Here is an 18160-nt window from a genome sequence, read left to right as displayed (position 1 = left end):
ATAAGGATGATGTATACCGTAAAACTTATACTTTCTTAGGCTTTCTTATATTTTGAAAAAAGAGGCTACTCTATATGACGTTCAAACAATTAATAACCCTGCGAAACTTTATGATCATTTTGTGTATATGCATGCTTGTGCTGCTTGGACAGAAGGTTTTTCTCATCGCAGATAAAATACAATTCACCAAAGAAGCCGACCGTCTCTACGCTGCCGGGGATCTGATTAATGCAGAGGATCAGTACCGTCAAGCAGCGGCCAACTATTCCATTGATTATCAGGAAGAAAGAGTCGCAAAACGTCTGGATGAATTAGCTCCAATCACAGATATCCGCAAAGTTCTGAATGTTTTGGTAGCCTCTACTAAGGAGGAAGCAGCGACTAAGGATTTTGCCGGATTTATGAAGAGCTATCAAGCTCTGCTCAGTTTAAAAGCTACATATATGAAGCCAGACGGTCCCTATGAATCCTATTATCGCCAGTTATCGTCGGCCTCAGGCATTTCAGACCAGTTCACCTCTTATTTCCGTCAGTTTAAGGAGCAGTTCCTTGCCGAGCTTGCCCAGAACCAGAGCGGAGGGGTGAGTAATGAAGAGAACTTTAAATGGAATCTTTTGCAGATTCCTGATGCTTATTATGGAAGTGCAGCTTCCAAAGAGGATTTACTAGCCTCAAAGTTTAAAAGCCATGATACAGCTATATTAAAATCCTTAGCAGGAGCAGGAAACTTTACCGGCATGCTGGAAAGCACCCTGTCCCTGATGAGTGCTTATAGCCAGCATAATTACGAAGCTCCTTGGGTACTTCAACAAGCAGAAAGCAGCGGGAAGATCATCCTGAACAAAGATCTTGAAGGTGACAATATCACAGCTTTTGCTGGGCATGCTGTAGCTTATCGTAATTTTGCAGGATCGGCAGGCATCACGTCATCCAAGGTGCTGACTTTGATCGATACTAGTAAGGCTAAGCTACTAAAAAACGCCAAACGTCTGACAACTAAAGGTCAATATGCTGAAGCGATACAATTATACGGAGAGCTTGCTCCGCTAGAAGATACTTCGACAAACATTGCCGCTGCTAGGCTGGCCTGGAATATTGCAGAGCCTGTTCGCCTCCTTCCTGGCGGTGAAGAGCAAGGTAAATACGACAACGTCATCTCCCACAAAGGACTATTAGGTACAAAAGTGATCGTCGCCGGGACGGATAACAATGGCGTGCTCTATTATGCCGCGATGAATAACGACGACAATGTGGTCACATTAACAGGAAACAGCTTGCCACGCTTCGAGAGTCTGCGCAGTCTTACTTTTAATGAACAGTTGGCAACCTCTTCAGGTGTACCTGTGGTTTTAGCCCAATCTGAGGTTGAAGGTGGACGCACCCTTTTCACAGCGTATGAGATGAAATCAAATGGTATTTCACAGTTATTTTCTTTAGCTGGCGATAGTTATGAATTGCAGCCGGATGACTCTATTCTCGTGCCAAATGCGGATCTTGGAGACGGTGTTGACGGGCAAACGGCACTTTACCGTAAAGTAGACGGCAGCTATCAATTCGCGGAGATTGTTCAGGAGTATGCTGTAATCTCAGCTGCGGATCTTACCACTCATCCTTTTGAAAAGGTCTCTTTTCATTGTGAGATCATCGTAGATAACTTCGGCAATAGTCTTGCTTACTCGGATGGGATTTATATTTTGCTCCAAGGAGAAGTGGGTTCCGTTACAGGTAATGCGTTAATTAGTGGCCAATATCAGAATGGATATGAGCTCGTTGGAACAGACATAGGCGAGCAATATGTGCCTGTGTTTATAGTGGAATCCGTAGGTAGCATGAGCTTTGGGCGGTAGGAATTTGGGATACAGGATACGGCATACGGCATACGGGATAACCTTGTCTTTGTGTCGGCTCGACGATCCTGTAAGCTCCACCACTTATAGCAACTAGCGTTGGACAGCGCTTCGATGGTTAATAGGTACGTAATGCCATGAAGATCACATAGCTCGTTAATCATTCGTAATTATCCTGTAGTCTAAGTCTCATTAATTTACCTATTGTGGATGTTTTTAACAAACCATTGAACTTTCAAGTAATCTGCTCTAGACGCTTTCACACCATTGGTTACGCATCATCCCTTATGTGATCTACGTTTGATGTAACATCTTCAAGCAAATTTGCCATTGTTAGCAGTACCTGTTGCTAGACAAAAAGACACTAACCGGGGGTTGGTGTCTTTTTTTCCATGTACTAGCAGTCTATGGATAGATGAAAAAAATCAAAAAGTAACCTGTTACGGGATAATGTCGTATTGCATTAAGCACGGTGACTTTTACTCAGCTACTCAATTGGCACTTTTAATTTCTGAAGCACTTCTATATAGGTTTCACTTAACCATTTTTTGATGAAATCAAATTCAAAGGTTTAAATCGGTGTTCTCGTTTACATAGAGCTCGCTGGGTTCAATTCGATGTTGGTGAGTATGCAACAGCTCTGGCAAACGCCCCATCCGCTCAGCCAAACGGGATAGCTTTTGCTCATGAAAATTAGATAATCCCGTATGAATCCGGTCTTGGAAAGGCTCAAGCCATCTTGTTTCCAGGCTGTCAGAACCAAAATAAACCCCGAGCAGAGAGCCTGCTGTTGCTCCAAAACTATCCGTATCGTTGCCTTGCATCACCTGCTTGCATATCCCGTCACCGACATTGTCTGCAAATCGAAATGTATTAATTAAGGTACCTATTTCCTGATAAACCTGACAGTGACCATAATTTGCATACTTATGGTTAATGCTCTGATAAGCTTCCAGCCAGTTATCTGCATTCGCTACCCTCTGCAGGCAATCCTGAGTAATCTCATAGAATCGGCTCCTTCTAGGTACGAATTGCAGTGCAGTACTTATTATTTTAATAGGATCGCGCAGTACTTGCGCAACTGCAATCGCAGCGGCGATGAACATCGTGGCGTAGATCCCCGTCCGGCGATGTGTAAAACTTGCATCACGCCAAGCTAGCTCAGCGGCAAGAGCGGGTTGACCGGGGCAGGCATAACCGTAAGCATCTGCGCGAATCGCTGCTCCGCATAGTTCTGTATCTTGCACCATGAAGTCGGGCCAAGCCTCTATTTCAGAATGATTGAATAGTTCTCTATCATGCTCCAAATAGCTAATCCCCGATCGAAGCAAGATGGTCCTCTCCGGCCCCCAAGTAGTACTTATCGGAAGATGATTTATCCATAAATCTCTTAAATTTCTTTTCGTAAAACCATCGCCAAATTGTTCTAACGCCATCATTCCCATTAATGTGTAATTGATATCATCATCAGGTGCCACATAACGAATTCGCCCCCGCGTCGTCTCAAACCAAGACCAATGTCGACGATCCAAAGCATGGAGAACTTCATCAGAAATGTAATCATTCAGTGGCCATTCCCCTACAGAAGTTAAAGCTTTACGCAATTCCGACAAGCTGGGGTTTACCTCAATCGGTTTGCCTAGCATTGAACCACAGACTGAAGCGAGGAATCCCGCCTCTACACGTTTGGAGCTATCCTTAAGATTCAAGATTCCGACTTGGCCTAAAGGTCGAGCCGGATCGCATTCCTGCCATATCTCTTCTAAATCGTTTGGTTCATAGTAAGGCCAATTGTCCCTCATTGGAATGTCAGCCAAGCTATGAGCGAATTCCAGATAGGCATCGTAGCTTGCGGGAAGCTGTTCCAGCTTGGCTAAATAACCCGAGGTTAGATGCCCCTGTGCAAATTTATTGCGTAAAATCCCCTCTAATTGACGTTTAAGAAATGCGAGTGATGGCAGCATGCTGTATCTCCTTTGTCCGTTTATTAATCTACGTAAAATAACTTCTACATGAGAATGTAAACGATGATTGATGGAAAGCAGCCCATCCCATCGCCTTCATTATAAGTTTAAATAAACGAGCATGCGATGATAGAAATAACAGTAAAAGCAATAAGTTTAATAGACTATTAAATAGGGAAAGACACTCTAAAAAACCCTCCAATGGGATGCCAAATGAATCGTCACCCTTATGTCCTTCATTTTTTCGATTACGGGATTACTTGTTGCGTTCAATTAGCTTATTACTTTGCCTAATGAGATCGAATGTAATGGTTTATAGCATACACTGTATCCACCTAGTGAACATTTATAATGAGTAGTCAAGCAACTATAGCGACTTGGGTGTACATATACGAAGCAGACAACTTTGAACGACTTGGGTAAACAATCCCTACGGATAGTACGCTCCTTCTGCTGACCATGAGAATGGGAACTCCTGTCTGGTCAGTTTTTTTGTCCAAGAGGTGTGGGTAGCCCGTCTATACTCTTTGTGTTTTTCTCTTGTCTATATTCTCTCAGCCCTGCCTCACCCTTTTGGATAGACCAACGCTGCAACGTATCCCGCTCACCCTCATAACTCATGAATGGGACCGAAAATCCGCAGGAAGTCTGTACTTTATGAACATCTATCAAAATGATCTGTCTAGCTCCAGGCAGAGATGTAAACAATGGGGACAGTGTTTCCCATTCTGCTGATTCAGGCAAAAACACAGCCCCTGTTCCATACAGTCTTAAAATATTAGGCGGCCCCTCAAACGCACAAAACATAACCGTCACTCTTCCATTTTCCAGCAGATGCGCGCTCGTCTCATTACCGCTGCCAGTCATGTCTAGATAAGCCACCTGATTAGGAGACAATATCCGAAAACAATCATGTCCCTTCGGCGAAAGGTTAACATGCCCATCTTCTGAAAGCGGCGCCGACCCTACGAAAAAAAGATGCTGCCGAAGAATAAACTCTTCATGTACAGGTAGTATAGCGGTAAATTGTTTTCCCATTTGGCATTCTCCATTTCTGTATATTTGTGTGTTGGCTAATTGGTCATCTCTACTCAACTCTATCGGATCCGCCGACTCAATGAGTTCCATGAACTACATGAACTACATGAACTACATGAACTACATGAACTACATGAACTACAACAGCTTCACCAATCATCTCAGTTCCATCAACCACATTTGCTTAACTAACTAGCTTTGCCGACTACATTAACTTCTATAGTTACATTAGCTCTATCAACTCCGTTAGTTTCACCAACTGGATCAGTTCCAAAAGTGCATTAACTCCATTAACAATACCCACTCCAATAGCTCCTCCATCAAACTAACTTTGACTAGGTCCAAGCGGCGTTTGCCGCTAATGTAGGGCATTTTTGTCTCTCTTTATTGCTACTTTGGCTCGGGGCGGCTAATGTAGAGCACTTTCGCCTCTCTTTCTTGCTACTTTAGCTCGGGGCGGCTAATGTAGAGCACTTTTGCCTCTCTTTCTTGCTACTTTGGCTTGGTGCGGCTAATGTAGAGCACTTTTGCCTCTCTTTCTTGCTACTTTGGCTCGGTGGAGCAAATGTAAGGCATTTTTGCCTTTGTTTCTTGCTACTTTGGCTTGGGACGGCTAAGGTAGAGCACTTTTGCCTCTCTTTCTTGCTACTTTGGCTCGATACCGCTAATGTAGGGCACTTTTGCTCTTATTTCTGACTAATTCGACGTTATGCAGCTGATGTAGAGTATTTTTACCGTACATTTCCGCCACTTTGGCCCAACCCAGCAAATCTACGGGATTTTTACCGTACATCCCCGCCACTTCTGCCCAATCCAGCAAATCTACGGGATTTTTACCGTACATCCCCGCCACTTCTACCCAATCCAGCAAATCTACGGGATTTTTACCGTATATTTTTCCGCAGACACATTAGTTAAGTATATATACTCTAGGGCTTTTCTTATGTCTCCCCCCGTCTGCCTAAATGCAAGCCTCAGCAAAGATTAACAACACATCCCGAGAATTTTAAGCTGTTTATATTCTCTTCCACCGTCAAGTAACCCTTCTCCCCGGTACCTGGCCGTCAGCAAAAATAGGGACTGCCTCTCGGCAGCCCCCCTTTCTCTCGCAAGCTGCTTGATACTACTATCAGAAGCAACTCCCTTAAATCCCTTTTTCCCTTTAAAACACATCCCTTTAAACACTTTTCTATAACACTTCCTATAACACTTTTCCCTAAAAAATCTCCCGCTTAAGCACTTAACCCACTAAGCACACAAAACCATCCTTCCCCTATCTATTCAATCGCAATATAAATCTCAACCTGCGTGTCAGCAGGGTCGAAATTCCGTGAATCATAAATCTCAAAATCCCCCGTGTAAGTTCTTACCTCCCCAGACTCCTTAAAGTACGCCCAAATCTCCCCCCACGCTTGCGCGACTACTTCAAATACCGGACCTTTTTTCGTCTTAAAAACCATGTATTTGCTCTCCGGTACAGCCGCATAGGTGAACTGGTTTTCCACTAGTTCGCTTTCCTCTAGCTGCCTTCCCTCTATATGTCTCTCCTCAGCTACTTCATGCCCGATCACAACGGTATACGCTCCGCTCGCATCACTCTCATAATCCGTATACAAAGCATAGATATACTCAGGATTTACCGTAGCTATCTGCCCCGCAATATTACTCTGAAAATAAGTTTCCCACAGCTGCGACAAACCTCCATCAGGTCCCATTTCTGCTTCATTAGTTGTGCGTATGCTAACCCCCGCCAAGGTCATTTTTGCTTTCTCTACAAAATAAGTATTCATCCATTCTCCCTCATTTCCTGTGATTGAACTTAGTATACACAGGCAAAGTGGACATCTGTCTGTCCAGTTCGAATAGATTGATTTCATTCTGGGTTATAAAGACCCCTTTAGGGTAATTAATAGTATGGAACTACACTCGAAGGGAATGACTACAGCATGTCAAAAATCAAATTAGCTGTCATCTACTACAGTGCCACAGGAACTAACTACCAGCTAGCACAATGGGCCGCGGAAAGCGCAGAAAAAGCAGGAGCTGAGGTAAAACTGCTGAAGGTGCAGGAACTGGTCCCCGAGGACAAAATTCAAGCAAATCCAGCCATGAAAGCCCTAGCTGAAAAAACAAAAGATATCCCAGTCGCCACACCCGACGATATAGTCGAAGCGGATGCGATTATTTTCAGTTCCCCAACCCGTTACGGTAACATTGCTTCCCAGATGAAGCAGTTCATTGATACAACCGGTGGCATTTGGGGCAAAGGACTAACAGTAAACAAAGTCGTCAGCGCCATGAGCTCAGCACAGAACCCGCATGGTGGACAAGAAGCTACGATTTTGGCACTCTATACGTCGATGTATCACTGGGGAGCCATTGTTGCAGCACCCGGTTATACCGATCCAGTCACATTTGGTGCGGGAGGCAACCCTTACGGAACAAGTGTCAGTGTAGATGGAGACGGTAAAATGATCGAAGATCAGGATCGGATCCGTGACGCTGTTTTTCATCAAGCGAAGCGTACCGTTGAAGTGGCCGGCTGGGTCCAGGCAGGCAAAAACGCCAATAATCAGAACTAGCTCAGCTTAGTTAATATAACAACACCCCTCGGAGCTACTTGTGTAGCACTGCGCCGAGGGGTGTTTAATTTATATTTTAATTACTCTCCAGGGTATTTAAGCCCCCACTGTGCACGCACTTGATCCAGCAGTTTCAGAATCGCTAACGATTCATCCAATGTCATCACCGGACTCTCTGTAAGCCCTGCCTGAAGACAACGTCCTACTTCCTCCGCTTCAAAACAATATCCAATAGAAGCACGGTCGTCCACAAAGCTCTCTACCTTCTCATCTCCTATATAAAGCGCAGCCGATTTCGGGTTCACTAATGTACCCTCTACAATAATACGGCCTTCTGTGCCAAACACATGCGCTTCCTCCAACATGTTAAGACGAATACCACCGTTCAACGAAGCGGTTTTCCCGTTACCATATGACAACAGCATCGAGAAATGCTCGTCCACTCCAGTCTCACCTATGTGCACTGTGCTGGAAATAGACTCAGGATGAGGTCCAAACACCATGGAGGCAAAAGAAACCGGATAAATCCCCACATCCAGCAACGCACCCCCGCCCAGCTGCGGATTCAGCAATCTGCCTTCCGGATTCCAGTCGGTACGAAACCCTAGGTCTGCCTTCACCAAACGAACATCACCGATTCTACCCTCAGCAATCCATTCTCTAACCTTCACAATCGCCGGGATGTAGCGACTCCACATTGCCTCCATCAGGAATAGCTTATGCGTTTTAGCATAGGCCACAACTTCTTCCAATTCACCGCTGTTTACGGTAAAAGGTTTCTCACACAGGACAGCTTTGCCTGCACGCAGCGCCATTAAAGCATTTTCTTTGTGAAAAGGATGCGGCGTTCCAATATATACCGCGTCTACATTTGGGTCATTCAGCAATTCCTCATAGGTTGCATAGGCATGCGGAATCCCATGATTTTCAGCAAATTCATCGGCACTTTCCTGAGATCTTGACCCAACGGCATAAGCCACACCATTACTGGCATGCGCCAAATCAGTAACAAATTGATGAGCAATCCAGCCTGTGCTAATAATTCCCCATCTCACCTTGTAAGCGTTGTCCATTTTCATTTGCATGTTCCTCCTAATCCTTCTGCTAAGTCTCTTTAATTCTATCAGACCATTCTAATGAATGTATAGGAACTGATGCCAGCAAACACCACCGTCACCACCAAAATAGCAATATTCCAGATCTTGCTCAAGGCCGCTGAGTGCTCGTTAGAGCTTTGAATAAACGCTTTTTGCAAAAGGAATTGTAAAAGCTTCATGATTACGAATCCTAAACAACCCAGCCCGCTTTGCAAAATAACCTCCAGACTAGCTTTACTTACAAATCGATCAGCCATGTTCCCATCATAATGAATCGGCACGGTATCCGGCATTTTGGAATAAAGGAATAAATAAATAGCTACAGGAATCAAGGCCACCACACTGCTTAAGATCATCGTCAGTTTGGTTTTGAACAACGTTTTACCCTCCTTGTGCGGAAAAAAAATCTCCCCGTTATTCTCCTTCCACTTCAATCAGATATATCCCCTTCTTAAATCCACCGCGACGTTTAGCTTTCTCTGCACGTTGCTTCTCCAGCTCCACGCTATTGCTCCCGTGTGTCTCCGCCAGAGCCTGAATTACTTCCAGCATATCGGCAAGCTCCTCCAGAGCTTCTTCATCACTTGCTGCCTGTAAATATTCCTTCGACTCTTCTTGCAATTTTTTGCGTAGTTCAGTTATGTATTCTTTGGACTCTAATATCCTTGTGTTAAAATCTTTACCTTGAGAAGCTATCAAATCGGGGATGCCGTCACGCACTAGCTTTTCATATACAGGCATTTAAGCTCTTCCTTTCTTCTATATTATATTATATCTCCCTTCAATCCGGCTTTGATTCCATCACTAGACGTTCTACAAAAGGAAGATCTGCCGGAGCAAACATGAACTGATCCAGTTCAGCCGGAAGCACCCACCTATGTTCGTCGTGATCGACCAGATCAATTACACCTCCCTGATACCGCGCTTTCCAAGCAATCAATTGGATCTTTATCTCTCCATAGTTATGCTCGTTCATGCCAAAGCTCTCATAGGGAAGGATTGTGATCCCCATCTCTTCCTGAAGCTCTCTTTGCAGACACTCTGCGATGCTCTCATCCTGCTCTATTTTGCCACCAGGAAATTCCCACAGACCTGCCTGCGATTTACCTTGCCGCCGCCGGGCAATAAGAATCTGCCCTTCTTCATTATGTATAATTGCTGCCGCCACCTTGATCACAAAGACACCTCCAATATTGCTAGTTATTCGACAGATACTACTATTAAAACATACAATTCATTCCAAACCAAAGAGACTCTCCCAAAAGCCAACACGGCCTGGGAAAATCTCTTCAGTACAGTCTCTCTATAAATTTCACAGCAGCGTTATCCTTACGAAAGAGCTACTATTTTGTCAGCACAAGCTCCAAACGAACCTCAAGATTATTTTCTGTATCCAGTACAACGGTGTGGGGATTGCTTAGACCAAAGTCAGAAAAGGCCACTGTTGTCGTTCCCGACAGCATCAACTGTCCCCCGCTATACGCCGCTTGCGACTGAAAGGTGACGTCCTTTTCTACTCCTTTTACGGTAAGCGTCCCCTGCATTTCAACAGGCACAGTTGCTCCTTCAGTCCATTCTGCCGGCAGCTCCGAAAATGACTTCACTACAAACGTGGATTGTGGAAATTCCGTTACGGATAGAAAATCCTCTCCTTTTACATGCTCGTCCCGTTGGCTATTGCCAGAATCCAGAGCGCTCATATCCACTGTCCCTTCCCCGGCCATCGAAGTAGAATCCTCTATATTTACCTTCCAGGTACCCTGAACTTTGTTGTCTACGAAGTTTACTGTTTCTTTAGAGGTCGTCACTGACCAATAGACTTTAGAGGTTTCCGCAAGGGTCCAATCCCCGTTTAATTGTTCGGCTGTGACCGCCACCCCTGCTGATGCTCCAGTGTTATTTGTTGTCTCTCCAGCATCTGCTGTGGTTGCTTGATTTGGAATCACGGACTCGATCTCTACATTATTGCCCAGCGATTTATCCAGTAATGTATAACCTGTGACTACTCCTACGATAATAACTCCTGCAGCGATCAAGGCTATTCTTTTTCTCTTCATCCTGTTCCCTCCAATATTCATAATTTCTGTATGCTTTCAAGCTCGTCCCTCATTCTAACAAAGCAATATGTCGGGAAGAAGTCAGAGCAGAACGGGCTATGATGTGTTAAACTTGTCGTAAATTTTATGGACTGGAGGTACTCCAATTTGACGAAATCCATTCTTGTTGTAGAAGATGAAGAAGCCATCTCTAGGGTCCTCAGTGCTTATCTGAAAAAAGCAGGCTTTCAAGTCACCCGTGTAGCTGATGGACGCGCTGCGCTGGAGTCTTTTGCTATATCTCCTCCTTCATTAGTATTACTAGACATCATGCTGCCAAACATGGACGGCTTTGAACTGCTTAAGCTCATCCGTGAAAAAAGCAGCTGCCCTGTGATCATGCTGACGGCAAGAGATGGGATCAATGACCGGCTAGCCGGCCTCGACGGTGGTGCGGATGATTATATGTCTAAACCTTTTATTCCCGAGGAGGTGGTAGCACGCGTGAACGCTGTCTTACGCCGTCCCTCGCAGTGGTCTGATGGCAGCCGTAAACGGCATTATGGCAGTTTGTTTATCGACTTCACAGCACGTGCTGTCTTTTTAAATGGGGCTGAGCTGAGTCTTAGTCCTCGGGATATGTCAGTGCTGTTATTTCTCGCTGAAAGACCTAATCAGATTTGTACGCGTGAGCAATTAATAGAATTTGTATGGGAAATGGATTATGAAGGAAGCGACCGGGCGGTAGATTTGTCGATCAAAAGACTACGCCAAGCGTTGTCGCACTGGCCAACTAGTGAGGGGGAAATCCGTACCCTAAGGGGGACGGGATATCAATTATGGACAACTTAAAGAGAAACAACGCCAAACGTACCTCTATCCTTTCTTACTGGACGATACGTTATTTGCTCATTATTAGTGTAGGCCTGCTCCTCACAGCTTTAGCTACATTATGGTGGATCCGTCAGGAGGCTATGAGCAATCGTCTGCAGACTGCGGGGCTTTTGGCACAGGAGATTGCAGATCGCAGCTTAAATATGGAAGGCTCCATTGAAATCAGCCAAAATCTCGAAAAACTGATCGAAGACCGGAAGCGGTTTTTCAAGTTAACCATAGAGATGTGCGTGATCATTACTGATCAACAAGGTCAAATGCTATTCTCCCTGCCACCTCTAACTGACAAGGAAATGAGATATAAGCTAAATGATAGCTTGAACGACTCCCGCAGTCCGGAGTTCAAAGCTGCTGTGGCTCCCATAAATTCGGATGACAAAACACTGGGACAGGTTATTGTCCTGCAATCCAAAAAATCACTGCGGCATATTCCACAGGAGGAGATCATATTTTTCTCCATACTGCTGCTGTTTCTAATCATCTTAAGTTGGCTAACCATTTACCTCTTATCTCGTAAACTGGCAAAACCCATTCAGAAGGTAGTCGAGGCAGCGGCTCAAATCAGCCATGGCCGTTATGATATCGTTCTAGATAAGGATGCTAAAGAGCGGGAAATTCATGAGCTGATGATGTCTTTTGAAGAGATGGCAGGCAAGTTACAGCAATTTGAGCAGTCTCGAGCCGTAATGCTGGCCGGAGTCTCCCATGAGTTGAAAACACCCGTAACCTCTATTAAAGGCCTGGTGCATGCCGTCCGCGAAGGGGTCGTTGAAGGTGATGAAGCTGTGGAATTTCTGGATATTGCCCTGCTGGAGGCTGGGCGGTTGCAGCGAATGGTAGCCGACCTTCTGGATTACAATGCCCTGACTGCAGGAATGGTTTCCGTTCGTCACGACCGACTCGATGCCGTACCACTACTATCAGAAATCGTATATCAATGGAAACTGACACAGGCGGAAGATGTTGCTGAACCCGTGCTCCATATGCCGATCAATCCCTTATTTTTGCGTGGGGACTCCCTTCGTATCCAGCAGATTATCGTCAATCTACTTAATAACAGCGTACAAGCCAAAGCTCCGGATCGAAAGGTGCAGCTTACGATAGACCTGCTGGAGCAGCAAGGTCATGGCTTTGCCGAAATCCGTGTTCAAGATAATGGGCTTGGCATCTCATCCAATCATAGTGAGCATGTCTTCGAAGCCTTCTTCCGGGGCAGCGATAAGCAGAGCACACTGCGTGGTCTAGGACTCGGCCTAACCTTCAGCCGTCTGTTGGCCGAATCTATGAACGGAAGCCTCGTGCTTGAGGAGCACTCAGACAAAGGCTGCACCTTCGTGCTGTCTCTGCCGCTTGATGATTAAAAAATAGTCTACGATCCATCGACATGGTATAATCATGTGCACAATCACACCGAAAACCGGAGGCTGTATATGCTTACTTTTGAACAAAAATTAGCGATTCTCGACTCTTACCCCCAGCTGGAACGCAAAAATGTATCCCTTGGGCGCGTGAACTATCACTACGAGGAAAGCCAGCATGATAAGAAAACCGTGGCTTTTCACCTGCATCCAAATGGTAATGGCTATGTGTTCGCAGGCTTACTGCGGGGCTACGAGACAGACGATAAGGGCTTCGTGAATATTCGCGACTACTCGGAATCCGAGCTGCGCAGTTTGCTGGATGCCTCCATCACCTCACTGTCTATTTACATTCCTGATGCTCCTGTAGCCAGCAAAAGAAAGAAAAAGGCTGCGGCAACTGCCGATACACTCTGGACTAATGATGAGGGCCAAACCCTAACCCTAAAGCTTGAGGATGATTTATGGTATGTCTATGCCGACCTCAATCTGGAGATGGCGTTTGAAACGCTTGAGGAAGCTAAAGAATATTTAGCGGAAGAGGGATTTACAGCAGCGCAGGAGTAATTGTCAGACTTTAATCTACACACTCACAACAAAAGAGGTGTCTGAGCAGCCATTTATTTTGGCCGTTCGGACACCTCTTTTCTAATAAAACGATCCTTAATATACAGGTTCCGTATATATGTAACTATAAATACCCAAATCGAGCTCAGAAACCACTTCATAATCTAGTTGGAATTCTATAGTCTTATTTGATAGACCTCCTACAAAATAACTGCCCTCCACAACCAACCTATCCTTCCCTCCAACTGGGGCGACCAAGATCAGCTGTTCAGCTTTATTGGCTGGGATCACAAAGTTTTGCAGCCCACCCGTCTGATCTTGAATATATTTACGGACAGACACGAGGTTACTGCCTAATTCCGAGAGGCCGGAATTGTTGTTCCGCCATACATCAAGCGCATCTTGTTGGGATTGGTTGGAACTGACACACGCCTGATTAACTGAAAATTCCGGGATTTTATATATATTCCCGCCAATATTATCGATAACTACTTTATGGGTTACTTCCGTACAATTTTCAATTTTCAGAGTCGGCATGGGGTCCTTTTCCTTTGAGAATGTCTTTATGATTTTTTGATCACCGGACTTAAAATTTATTGAGATGTCTTTATTATCCATGTTAGAAAATTCGAGCAAGCTATACAACTGATTATTTTTAATTCCGTAGTGCTTTACGATTATAACAAACCTGTTTCTCTCATCTGATAACGATTTTGATTGCTCTTGGCTTCCTACTGAAATTGTTCTGTTGACCGGGGCAATAATCTTCTCCTCGGCAACTGGTGAGGTTATGTAAATAGATTTTGTACCTTCATCCCAAGTGACACTACTACCCAACACTTCGCTAATAAATCTTAAAGGGACGAGTGTATTATTTTGAAAATTGATACCTTTTAAGACTTGCTCATGCTCTTTGGCGTTTACAATTACTCTTCCTTCCTTGACCAGATAAAAAATGTTAATATCCCCTTTAACCGCTGAGACCGACTTCGCATGATTATCCCATTTAATAGTTGCGCCTAAAGCTTCAAAGATCGCCCGCATAGGTACGTATGTAACTCCATCTTTCAGTATAGGACTTACATTAAAATGTAATTGCTTACCGTCCAAATAACATTTGAGATCACTGTCTTCCGCAAAGGCTTGACTTGAAGATAAAACAGCAAAACTTATCATCACCACAAAAAAAGTGATAATTTTTGAAGCAAAGTTGTGGTTTTTCATGTTCTTAATTTAGCTCCTAATCTAGAAAAATAAAAAAATTACAATGCAGACCTGAATATATCAAATGGCCAATCAAAATGTAAGTCTAAAAAGAAAACTACCAACGACACCCAAATTATGGTTAGATGAAGGAGAAGCCATATCCTAGAGGGAAAGAAGCGTGAACGCATATGAGTTTTGAAATCGTAGAGACCACCATACCGGACATCCAAGCCGCATTAGAAGCCGGAGAAATTACGTCAAAACAACTAGTTCTCATGTATTATGAACGCATTGCTGATCACGACAAAAACGGCCTGACGATTAACTCTGTACTGGAGATTAATCCTGATGCGTTGTTTATCGCAGAATCTCTGGATGTGGAACGGGCAATTAATGGCCCACGCGGCCCCCTACACGGGATACCTGTGTTATTGAAAGATAATATCAATACTGGGGACAAAATGCATACAAGTGCGGGTTCGCTGGCTTTGGCGAATTCTTTTGCCGGGGAAGATGCGTTTATAGTTACCAAGCTGCGTGAAGCCGGCGCCATTATTATGGGTAAAGCCAATATGACCGAATTCGCCAATTTTATGACGAACGGCATGCCCTCCGGTTACAGCTCCCGCGGCGGGCAAGTCCTTAACCCCTACAATATTTCTACGCCAACCGGCGGCTCTAGTGCGGGTTCAGCAGTAGCTGTCGCTTGTAATTTCTGTACGGTCTCTGTTGGCACAGAAACTTCGGGATCGATTCTTAATCCCGGTAATTTGGGCTCCATCATCGGCATTAAGCCAACCGTGGGGCTGCTCAGCCGTTCAGGAATCCTGCCGCTCTCCAATACACAAGACACCGCAGGCCCTATGGCTAGAACCGTTCATGATGCCGTGTTACTGCTAAACGCCATGCTGGGCAAGGATCAACGCGATGCAGCTATGGGAACAAATACAGGTAGAATCCACGAGGATTATACTGTATTCCTTGATCCGAATGGTTTGCAGGGCGCTCGAATTGGGATACCACGTGATTATTATTTTGAGGAGCTCACAGATGAGCAGCTTGCTTTGTTCAACGCTTCCGTCGACAGAATGAGAGAGCTTGGAGCGATCATCATTGATCCTGCGGATATTAAGACCGCCCGCGAAATTAGTTACTCTTCGGTGGTATTAAACGAATTCAAAACAGCACTGAATGCTTATTTATCTCATTTGGGCCCCGGAGCACCTATGCGAACCTTGAAGGATATTATTGATTTTAATCATGCACACCCTGTGGAGACTTTGAGATTTGGTCAAGCTACATTAATAGATGCGGAATATACCTCCTCCGGCACACAAAGCGAAGCTCAATATTTACGCCATCGTGCGACTGACCTGAAGCTGTGCAAGGAAGAAGGGATTGATGCCACTATGAAAGAATACAATCTGGATGCCCTGCTGTTCCCTGCCGATTTTGGCGCCAGAATTACTTCCAGAGCAGGATATCCGTCCATCGTCGTTCCTTCTGGATACACTTCGGCCGGCGCTCCCTTTGGTGTAACCTTCTCAGCAAAAGCTTATCAGGAGCCTACGCTTATCAAGCTAGCCTATGCCTATGAGCAGCATTACAAAGTGCGAAAAGCACCTTCGCTAAAAAGCTTCATTGATTAAACCTATTCCTGGAGCGGAACAATACCTAAATGCCTGTTTCCCTCATGGGACAGACTCCATGTACGCACTTCATAGCTACGAATACCAGACAGCACGTAAGGATCTTTTTCGGCAAGGAGAACGGCTTCTTCGCGTGAGTTCGCTCTTACAATAACCATACCGCCAGGACAATCACTAAAGGGACCACACAGCACTAATTGTCCTTTACGGTCCAGCTCTTGTAAATGCTTAACATGACCACGAATAATCTCCATGTCTCTACGGTCTTGATTCGTCGGGCTAAGCAAAATAACATAACAAATATCTGCTTGATTGACCTCACTCATCCTATTCTCCGCCTCTCGTTCAAATAGAAATTAAAGCCCGTAACGGTGATTTCCCAATGCCGATTCGGGCTTTTTTATTTCGCGATGTCTTCGTTCGCAGCTTTATTCATAATCTCGCTGATTTTCTTCATCGGCAATATTTTGAATCTCATCAGAATGAATAAGAAACAGCTCGTAGTCCCCCTCTGCATGCAGCTTCAGCGCTCGTTCTTTAAAAAACTTCGGGCTGCCTTCCGCCGCATCCTCATCATAAAAGAGCAATATCCCGTCACTTTTGCGGAACAACAAGTCATCTCTGGCCCTGAACTGCCAGCTGCCGTCATAAGGGGCATTACTGACCGCCCTGCAAAAGTCCGCACCCGCAATAATACGTCGGTATTCCTCCTGCTTCTCTTCCTTCCACTTCTCTTCCTGTCCAGTATGCGCCGTAATGATCCCCAATTTCAATTCAGGATATTGAGTCTTGAGTTCACATACCACCTCACAAGCCCAAAGATCGACACCATACTGGCCGGGGGTAATAATCCATTCGACGCCTTCTTCAATTAGCGGCTTTAATCTGTTAGACAGCGCCTTTTTGATATAAGGAATTCCCGGATGCTTATTGTCAAAAATACCGAGCTCATGCGCACGGTAGCCTGTTACGAGTAAATTCTTCATGTACTGCCTCTTTCCTGAACGTTGGTTATCTCTTACCATGACTTACCTCTGTAGAGTTTTATCCCACTTATATGATTATTATATAGCATTTACATGATCTATTTCTTTAGGCAAACTTTCAGCTGATCTTAAGCAACCTTTCAGAACCGTCTGATATATTTCTCCTAATCAATCTAAAACTATTAAGGAGAGAAAATAAATGAAGAAATTAATACCGATTATGATCTCAGGAAGTCTACTCACTTCTCTACTATTGGCTGGCTGCAGCACCAATTCGGAGTCCGAAGGAACAGCTGTTACTAATAACCAAGCGAGCACAACACCCGCAGATAACACTGAGGCACAGCAATCTCAAGGAAACGGCAATCAACAAAACGGCAGACCCGGCATGTCCATGAACTTCGGCAAGATTAAGAGTATTAGCGACAACACAATTACAATCTATACGTCAGAAATGCCTTCCCCGCCCGCACAAGGCACTGGAGATACGGCTGGAGCCGATATGCAGAACGGCCAGGCTGGTACTCCACCGGAAAGACCCGAAGGTGATCAAGGCTCAGAAAACGGTACACCTCCAGAGGGGGGAATACCGGAAGGCGGAGCCCCTGACGGCGGTGGACAAGGTGGTGGACCACAGGGCGGCGGGATGCAGCAAACCTTCTCCGAGGAAACCACAGATATTACAATTGATGCTGATACCAAAATTGTAACGGTGACCTTTGACAATGGCACGCGTCAGGAGAACACGATCAGCTTAGCTGACCTGAAAGCTGATGACATTATCCAATATACGCTTAAATCAGATTCCACTGTGGCGGAGAGCATTACCTTAAGCAGCGGAAACCCCGGCGGATCCGCTCCAGACGGTAGCACAGGCAGCAGCAGCTAATCAGTTTCTTCACAACAAAAAAACTTTCCGGGGACAAGCTATGCCCG

At 45.0% G+C, this 18160-nt stretch carries 19 protein-coding genes; 7 read left to right on the top strand and 12 right to left on the bottom strand.

Annotation, left to right across the window (positions count from 1 at the left end):
* The first annotated feature begins 74 nt into the window (after positions 1-74).
* The gene (locus NST25_RS04510) at positions 75-1847 is read left to right on the top strand and encodes a hypothetical protein (RefSeq protein ID WP_340393393.1); all 1773 of its coding nucleotides are present in this window, start codon (positions 75-77) and stop codon (positions 1845-1847) included.
* A gap of 563 nt (positions 1848-2410) precedes the next feature.
* Here the strand turns inward: NST25_RS04510 and NST25_RS04505 are convergent.
* From NST25_RS04505 to NST25_RS04490, 4 genes are all read right to left on the bottom strand, one after another.
* The gene (locus NST25_RS04505) at positions 2411-3811 is read right to left on the bottom strand and encodes an ADP-ribosylglycohydrolase family protein (protein WP_076302824.1); all 1401 of its coding nucleotides are present in this window, start codon (positions 3809-3811) and stop codon (positions 2411-2413) included.
* A gap of 483 nt (positions 3812-4294) precedes the next feature.
* Entirely contained in the window at positions 4295-4849 is a 555-nt protein-coding gene (locus NST25_RS04500; RefSeq protein WP_076185012.1) for a pyridoxamine 5'-phosphate oxidase family protein, read from the bottom strand.
* Positions 4850-5513: 664 nt separating this feature from the next.
* Positions 5514-5693, bottom strand: coding sequence for a hypothetical protein (locus NST25_RS04495; RefSeq protein WP_340393392.1), 180 nt, complete (start codon positions 5691-5693; stop codon positions 5514-5516).
* Between the two features lie 433 nt (positions 5694-6126).
* Positions 6127-6639 (bottom strand): GyrI-like domain-containing protein, encoded by a 513-nt coding sequence (locus NST25_RS04490; protein ID WP_340393391.1) that lies wholly within the window; start codon positions 6637-6639, stop codon positions 6127-6129.
* Positions 6640-6795: 156 nt separating this feature from the next.
* Here NST25_RS04490 and wrbA point away from each other — a divergent pair, with 156 nt between their 5' ends.
* Positions 6796-7431 (top strand): NAD(P)H:quinone oxidoreductase type IV, encoded by a 636-nt coding sequence (gene wrbA / locus NST25_RS04485; protein WP_076138996.1) that lies wholly within the window; start codon positions 6796-6798, stop codon positions 7429-7431.
* Between the two features lie 80 nt (positions 7432-7511).
* Here the strand turns inward: wrbA and NST25_RS04480 are convergent, their stop codons facing one another.
* From NST25_RS04480 to NST25_RS04460, 5 genes are all read right to left on the bottom strand, one after another.
* Positions 7512-8504: a Gfo/Idh/MocA family oxidoreductase gene (locus tag NST25_RS04480; RefSeq protein ID WP_076282134.1), complete on the bottom strand. Its 993-nt coding sequence runs from the start codon at positions 8502-8504 to the stop codon at positions 7512-7514.
* A gap of 50 nt (positions 8505-8554) precedes the next feature.
* Positions 8555-8905 (bottom strand): DUF1648 domain-containing protein, encoded by a 351-nt coding sequence (locus NST25_RS04475; RefSeq protein WP_081391932.1) that lies wholly within the window; start codon positions 8903-8905, stop codon positions 8555-8557.
* Between the two features lie 37 nt (positions 8906-8942).
* A complete protein-coding gene (locus NST25_RS04470; protein WP_076129598.1) occupies positions 8943-9269 on the bottom strand; it encodes a nucleoside triphosphate pyrophosphohydrolase in 327 nt (108 codons plus the stop codon).
* A gap of 40 nt (positions 9270-9309) precedes the next feature.
* Positions 9310-9705 (bottom strand): 8-oxo-dGTP diphosphatase MutT, encoded by a 396-nt coding sequence (gene mutT, locus NST25_RS04465; RefSeq protein ID WP_076185009.1) that lies wholly within the window; start codon positions 9703-9705, stop codon positions 9310-9312.
* A gap of 166 nt (positions 9706-9871) precedes the next feature.
* Positions 9872-10585 carry a YceI family protein gene (locus NST25_RS04460; RefSeq protein ID WP_076129600.1) on the bottom strand — a complete coding sequence of 238 codons (714 nt, stop codon included), beginning with the start codon at positions 10583-10585 and terminating at the stop codon, positions 9872-9874.
* 147 nt (positions 10586-10732) lie between these two features.
* Between NST25_RS04460 and NST25_RS04455 the strand changes: the two genes are divergently transcribed.
* The 3 genes from NST25_RS04455 (at position 10733) to NST25_RS04445 (ending at position 13383) form a co-directional block, all read left to right on the top strand.
* Complete coding sequence (locus NST25_RS04455; protein ID WP_232061150.1) at positions 10733-11416, top strand: response regulator transcription factor; 684 nt, start codon at positions 10733-10735, stop codon at positions 11414-11416.
* Complete coding sequence (locus NST25_RS04450) at positions 11404-12819, top strand: HAMP domain-containing sensor histidine kinase (RefSeq protein ID WP_076129601.1); 1416 nt, start codon at positions 11404-11406, stop codon at positions 12817-12819. Before NST25_RS04455 ends, NST25_RS04450 begins: the two co-directional genes overlap by 13 nt.
* Positions 12820-12888: 69 nt before the next feature.
* Complete coding sequence (locus NST25_RS04445) at positions 12889-13383, top strand: hypothetical protein (protein ID WP_076099543.1); 495 nt, start codon at positions 12889-12891, stop codon at positions 13381-13383.
* A 96-nt stretch (positions 13384-13479) separates the two neighbouring features.
* Here NST25_RS04445 and NST25_RS04440 read toward each other — a convergent pair whose 3' ends face one another.
* Positions 13480-14607, bottom strand: a complete 1128-nt coding sequence (locus NST25_RS04440; RefSeq protein ID WP_340393390.1) for a copper amine oxidase N-terminal domain-containing protein — start codon at positions 14605-14607, stop codon at positions 13480-13482.
* A 170-nt stretch (positions 14608-14777) separates the two neighbouring features.
* Here NST25_RS04440 and NST25_RS04435 point away from each other — a divergent pair, with 170 nt between their 5' ends.
* On the top strand, positions 14778-16238 hold the full coding sequence (locus NST25_RS04435; protein ID WP_340393389.1) for an amidase family protein: 1461 nt from the start codon (positions 14778-14780) through the stop codon (positions 16236-16238).
* A gap of 2 nt (positions 16239-16240) precedes the next feature.
* Here NST25_RS04435 and NST25_RS04430 read toward each other — a convergent pair whose 3' ends face one another.
* Positions 16241-16564 (bottom strand): YciI family protein, encoded by a 324-nt coding sequence (locus NST25_RS04430; RefSeq protein WP_051491142.1) that lies wholly within the window; start codon positions 16562-16564, stop codon positions 16241-16243.
* Positions 16565-16666: 102 nt separating this feature from the next.
* On the bottom strand, positions 16667-17224 hold the full coding sequence (locus NST25_RS04425) for a DUF1273 domain-containing protein (RefSeq protein ID WP_036680784.1): 558 nt from the start codon (positions 17222-17224) through the stop codon (positions 16667-16669).
* 199 nt (positions 17225-17423) lie between these two features.
* Here NST25_RS04425 and NST25_RS04420 point away from each other — a divergent pair, with 199 nt between their 5' ends.
* Complete coding sequence (locus NST25_RS04420) at positions 17424-18113, top strand: hypothetical protein (RefSeq protein WP_340393388.1); 690 nt, start codon at positions 17424-17426, stop codon at positions 18111-18113.
* Positions 18114-18160 lie beyond the last annotated feature (47 nt).

The organism is Paenibacillus sp. FSL E2-0190, assembly GCF_037992965.1.
Classification (GTDB): domain Bacteria; phylum Bacillota; class Bacilli; order Paenibacillales; family Paenibacillaceae; genus Paenibacillus_AQ; species Paenibacillus_AQ odorifer.
This window is presented reverse-complemented; position numbering and strand designations above follow the sequence as displayed.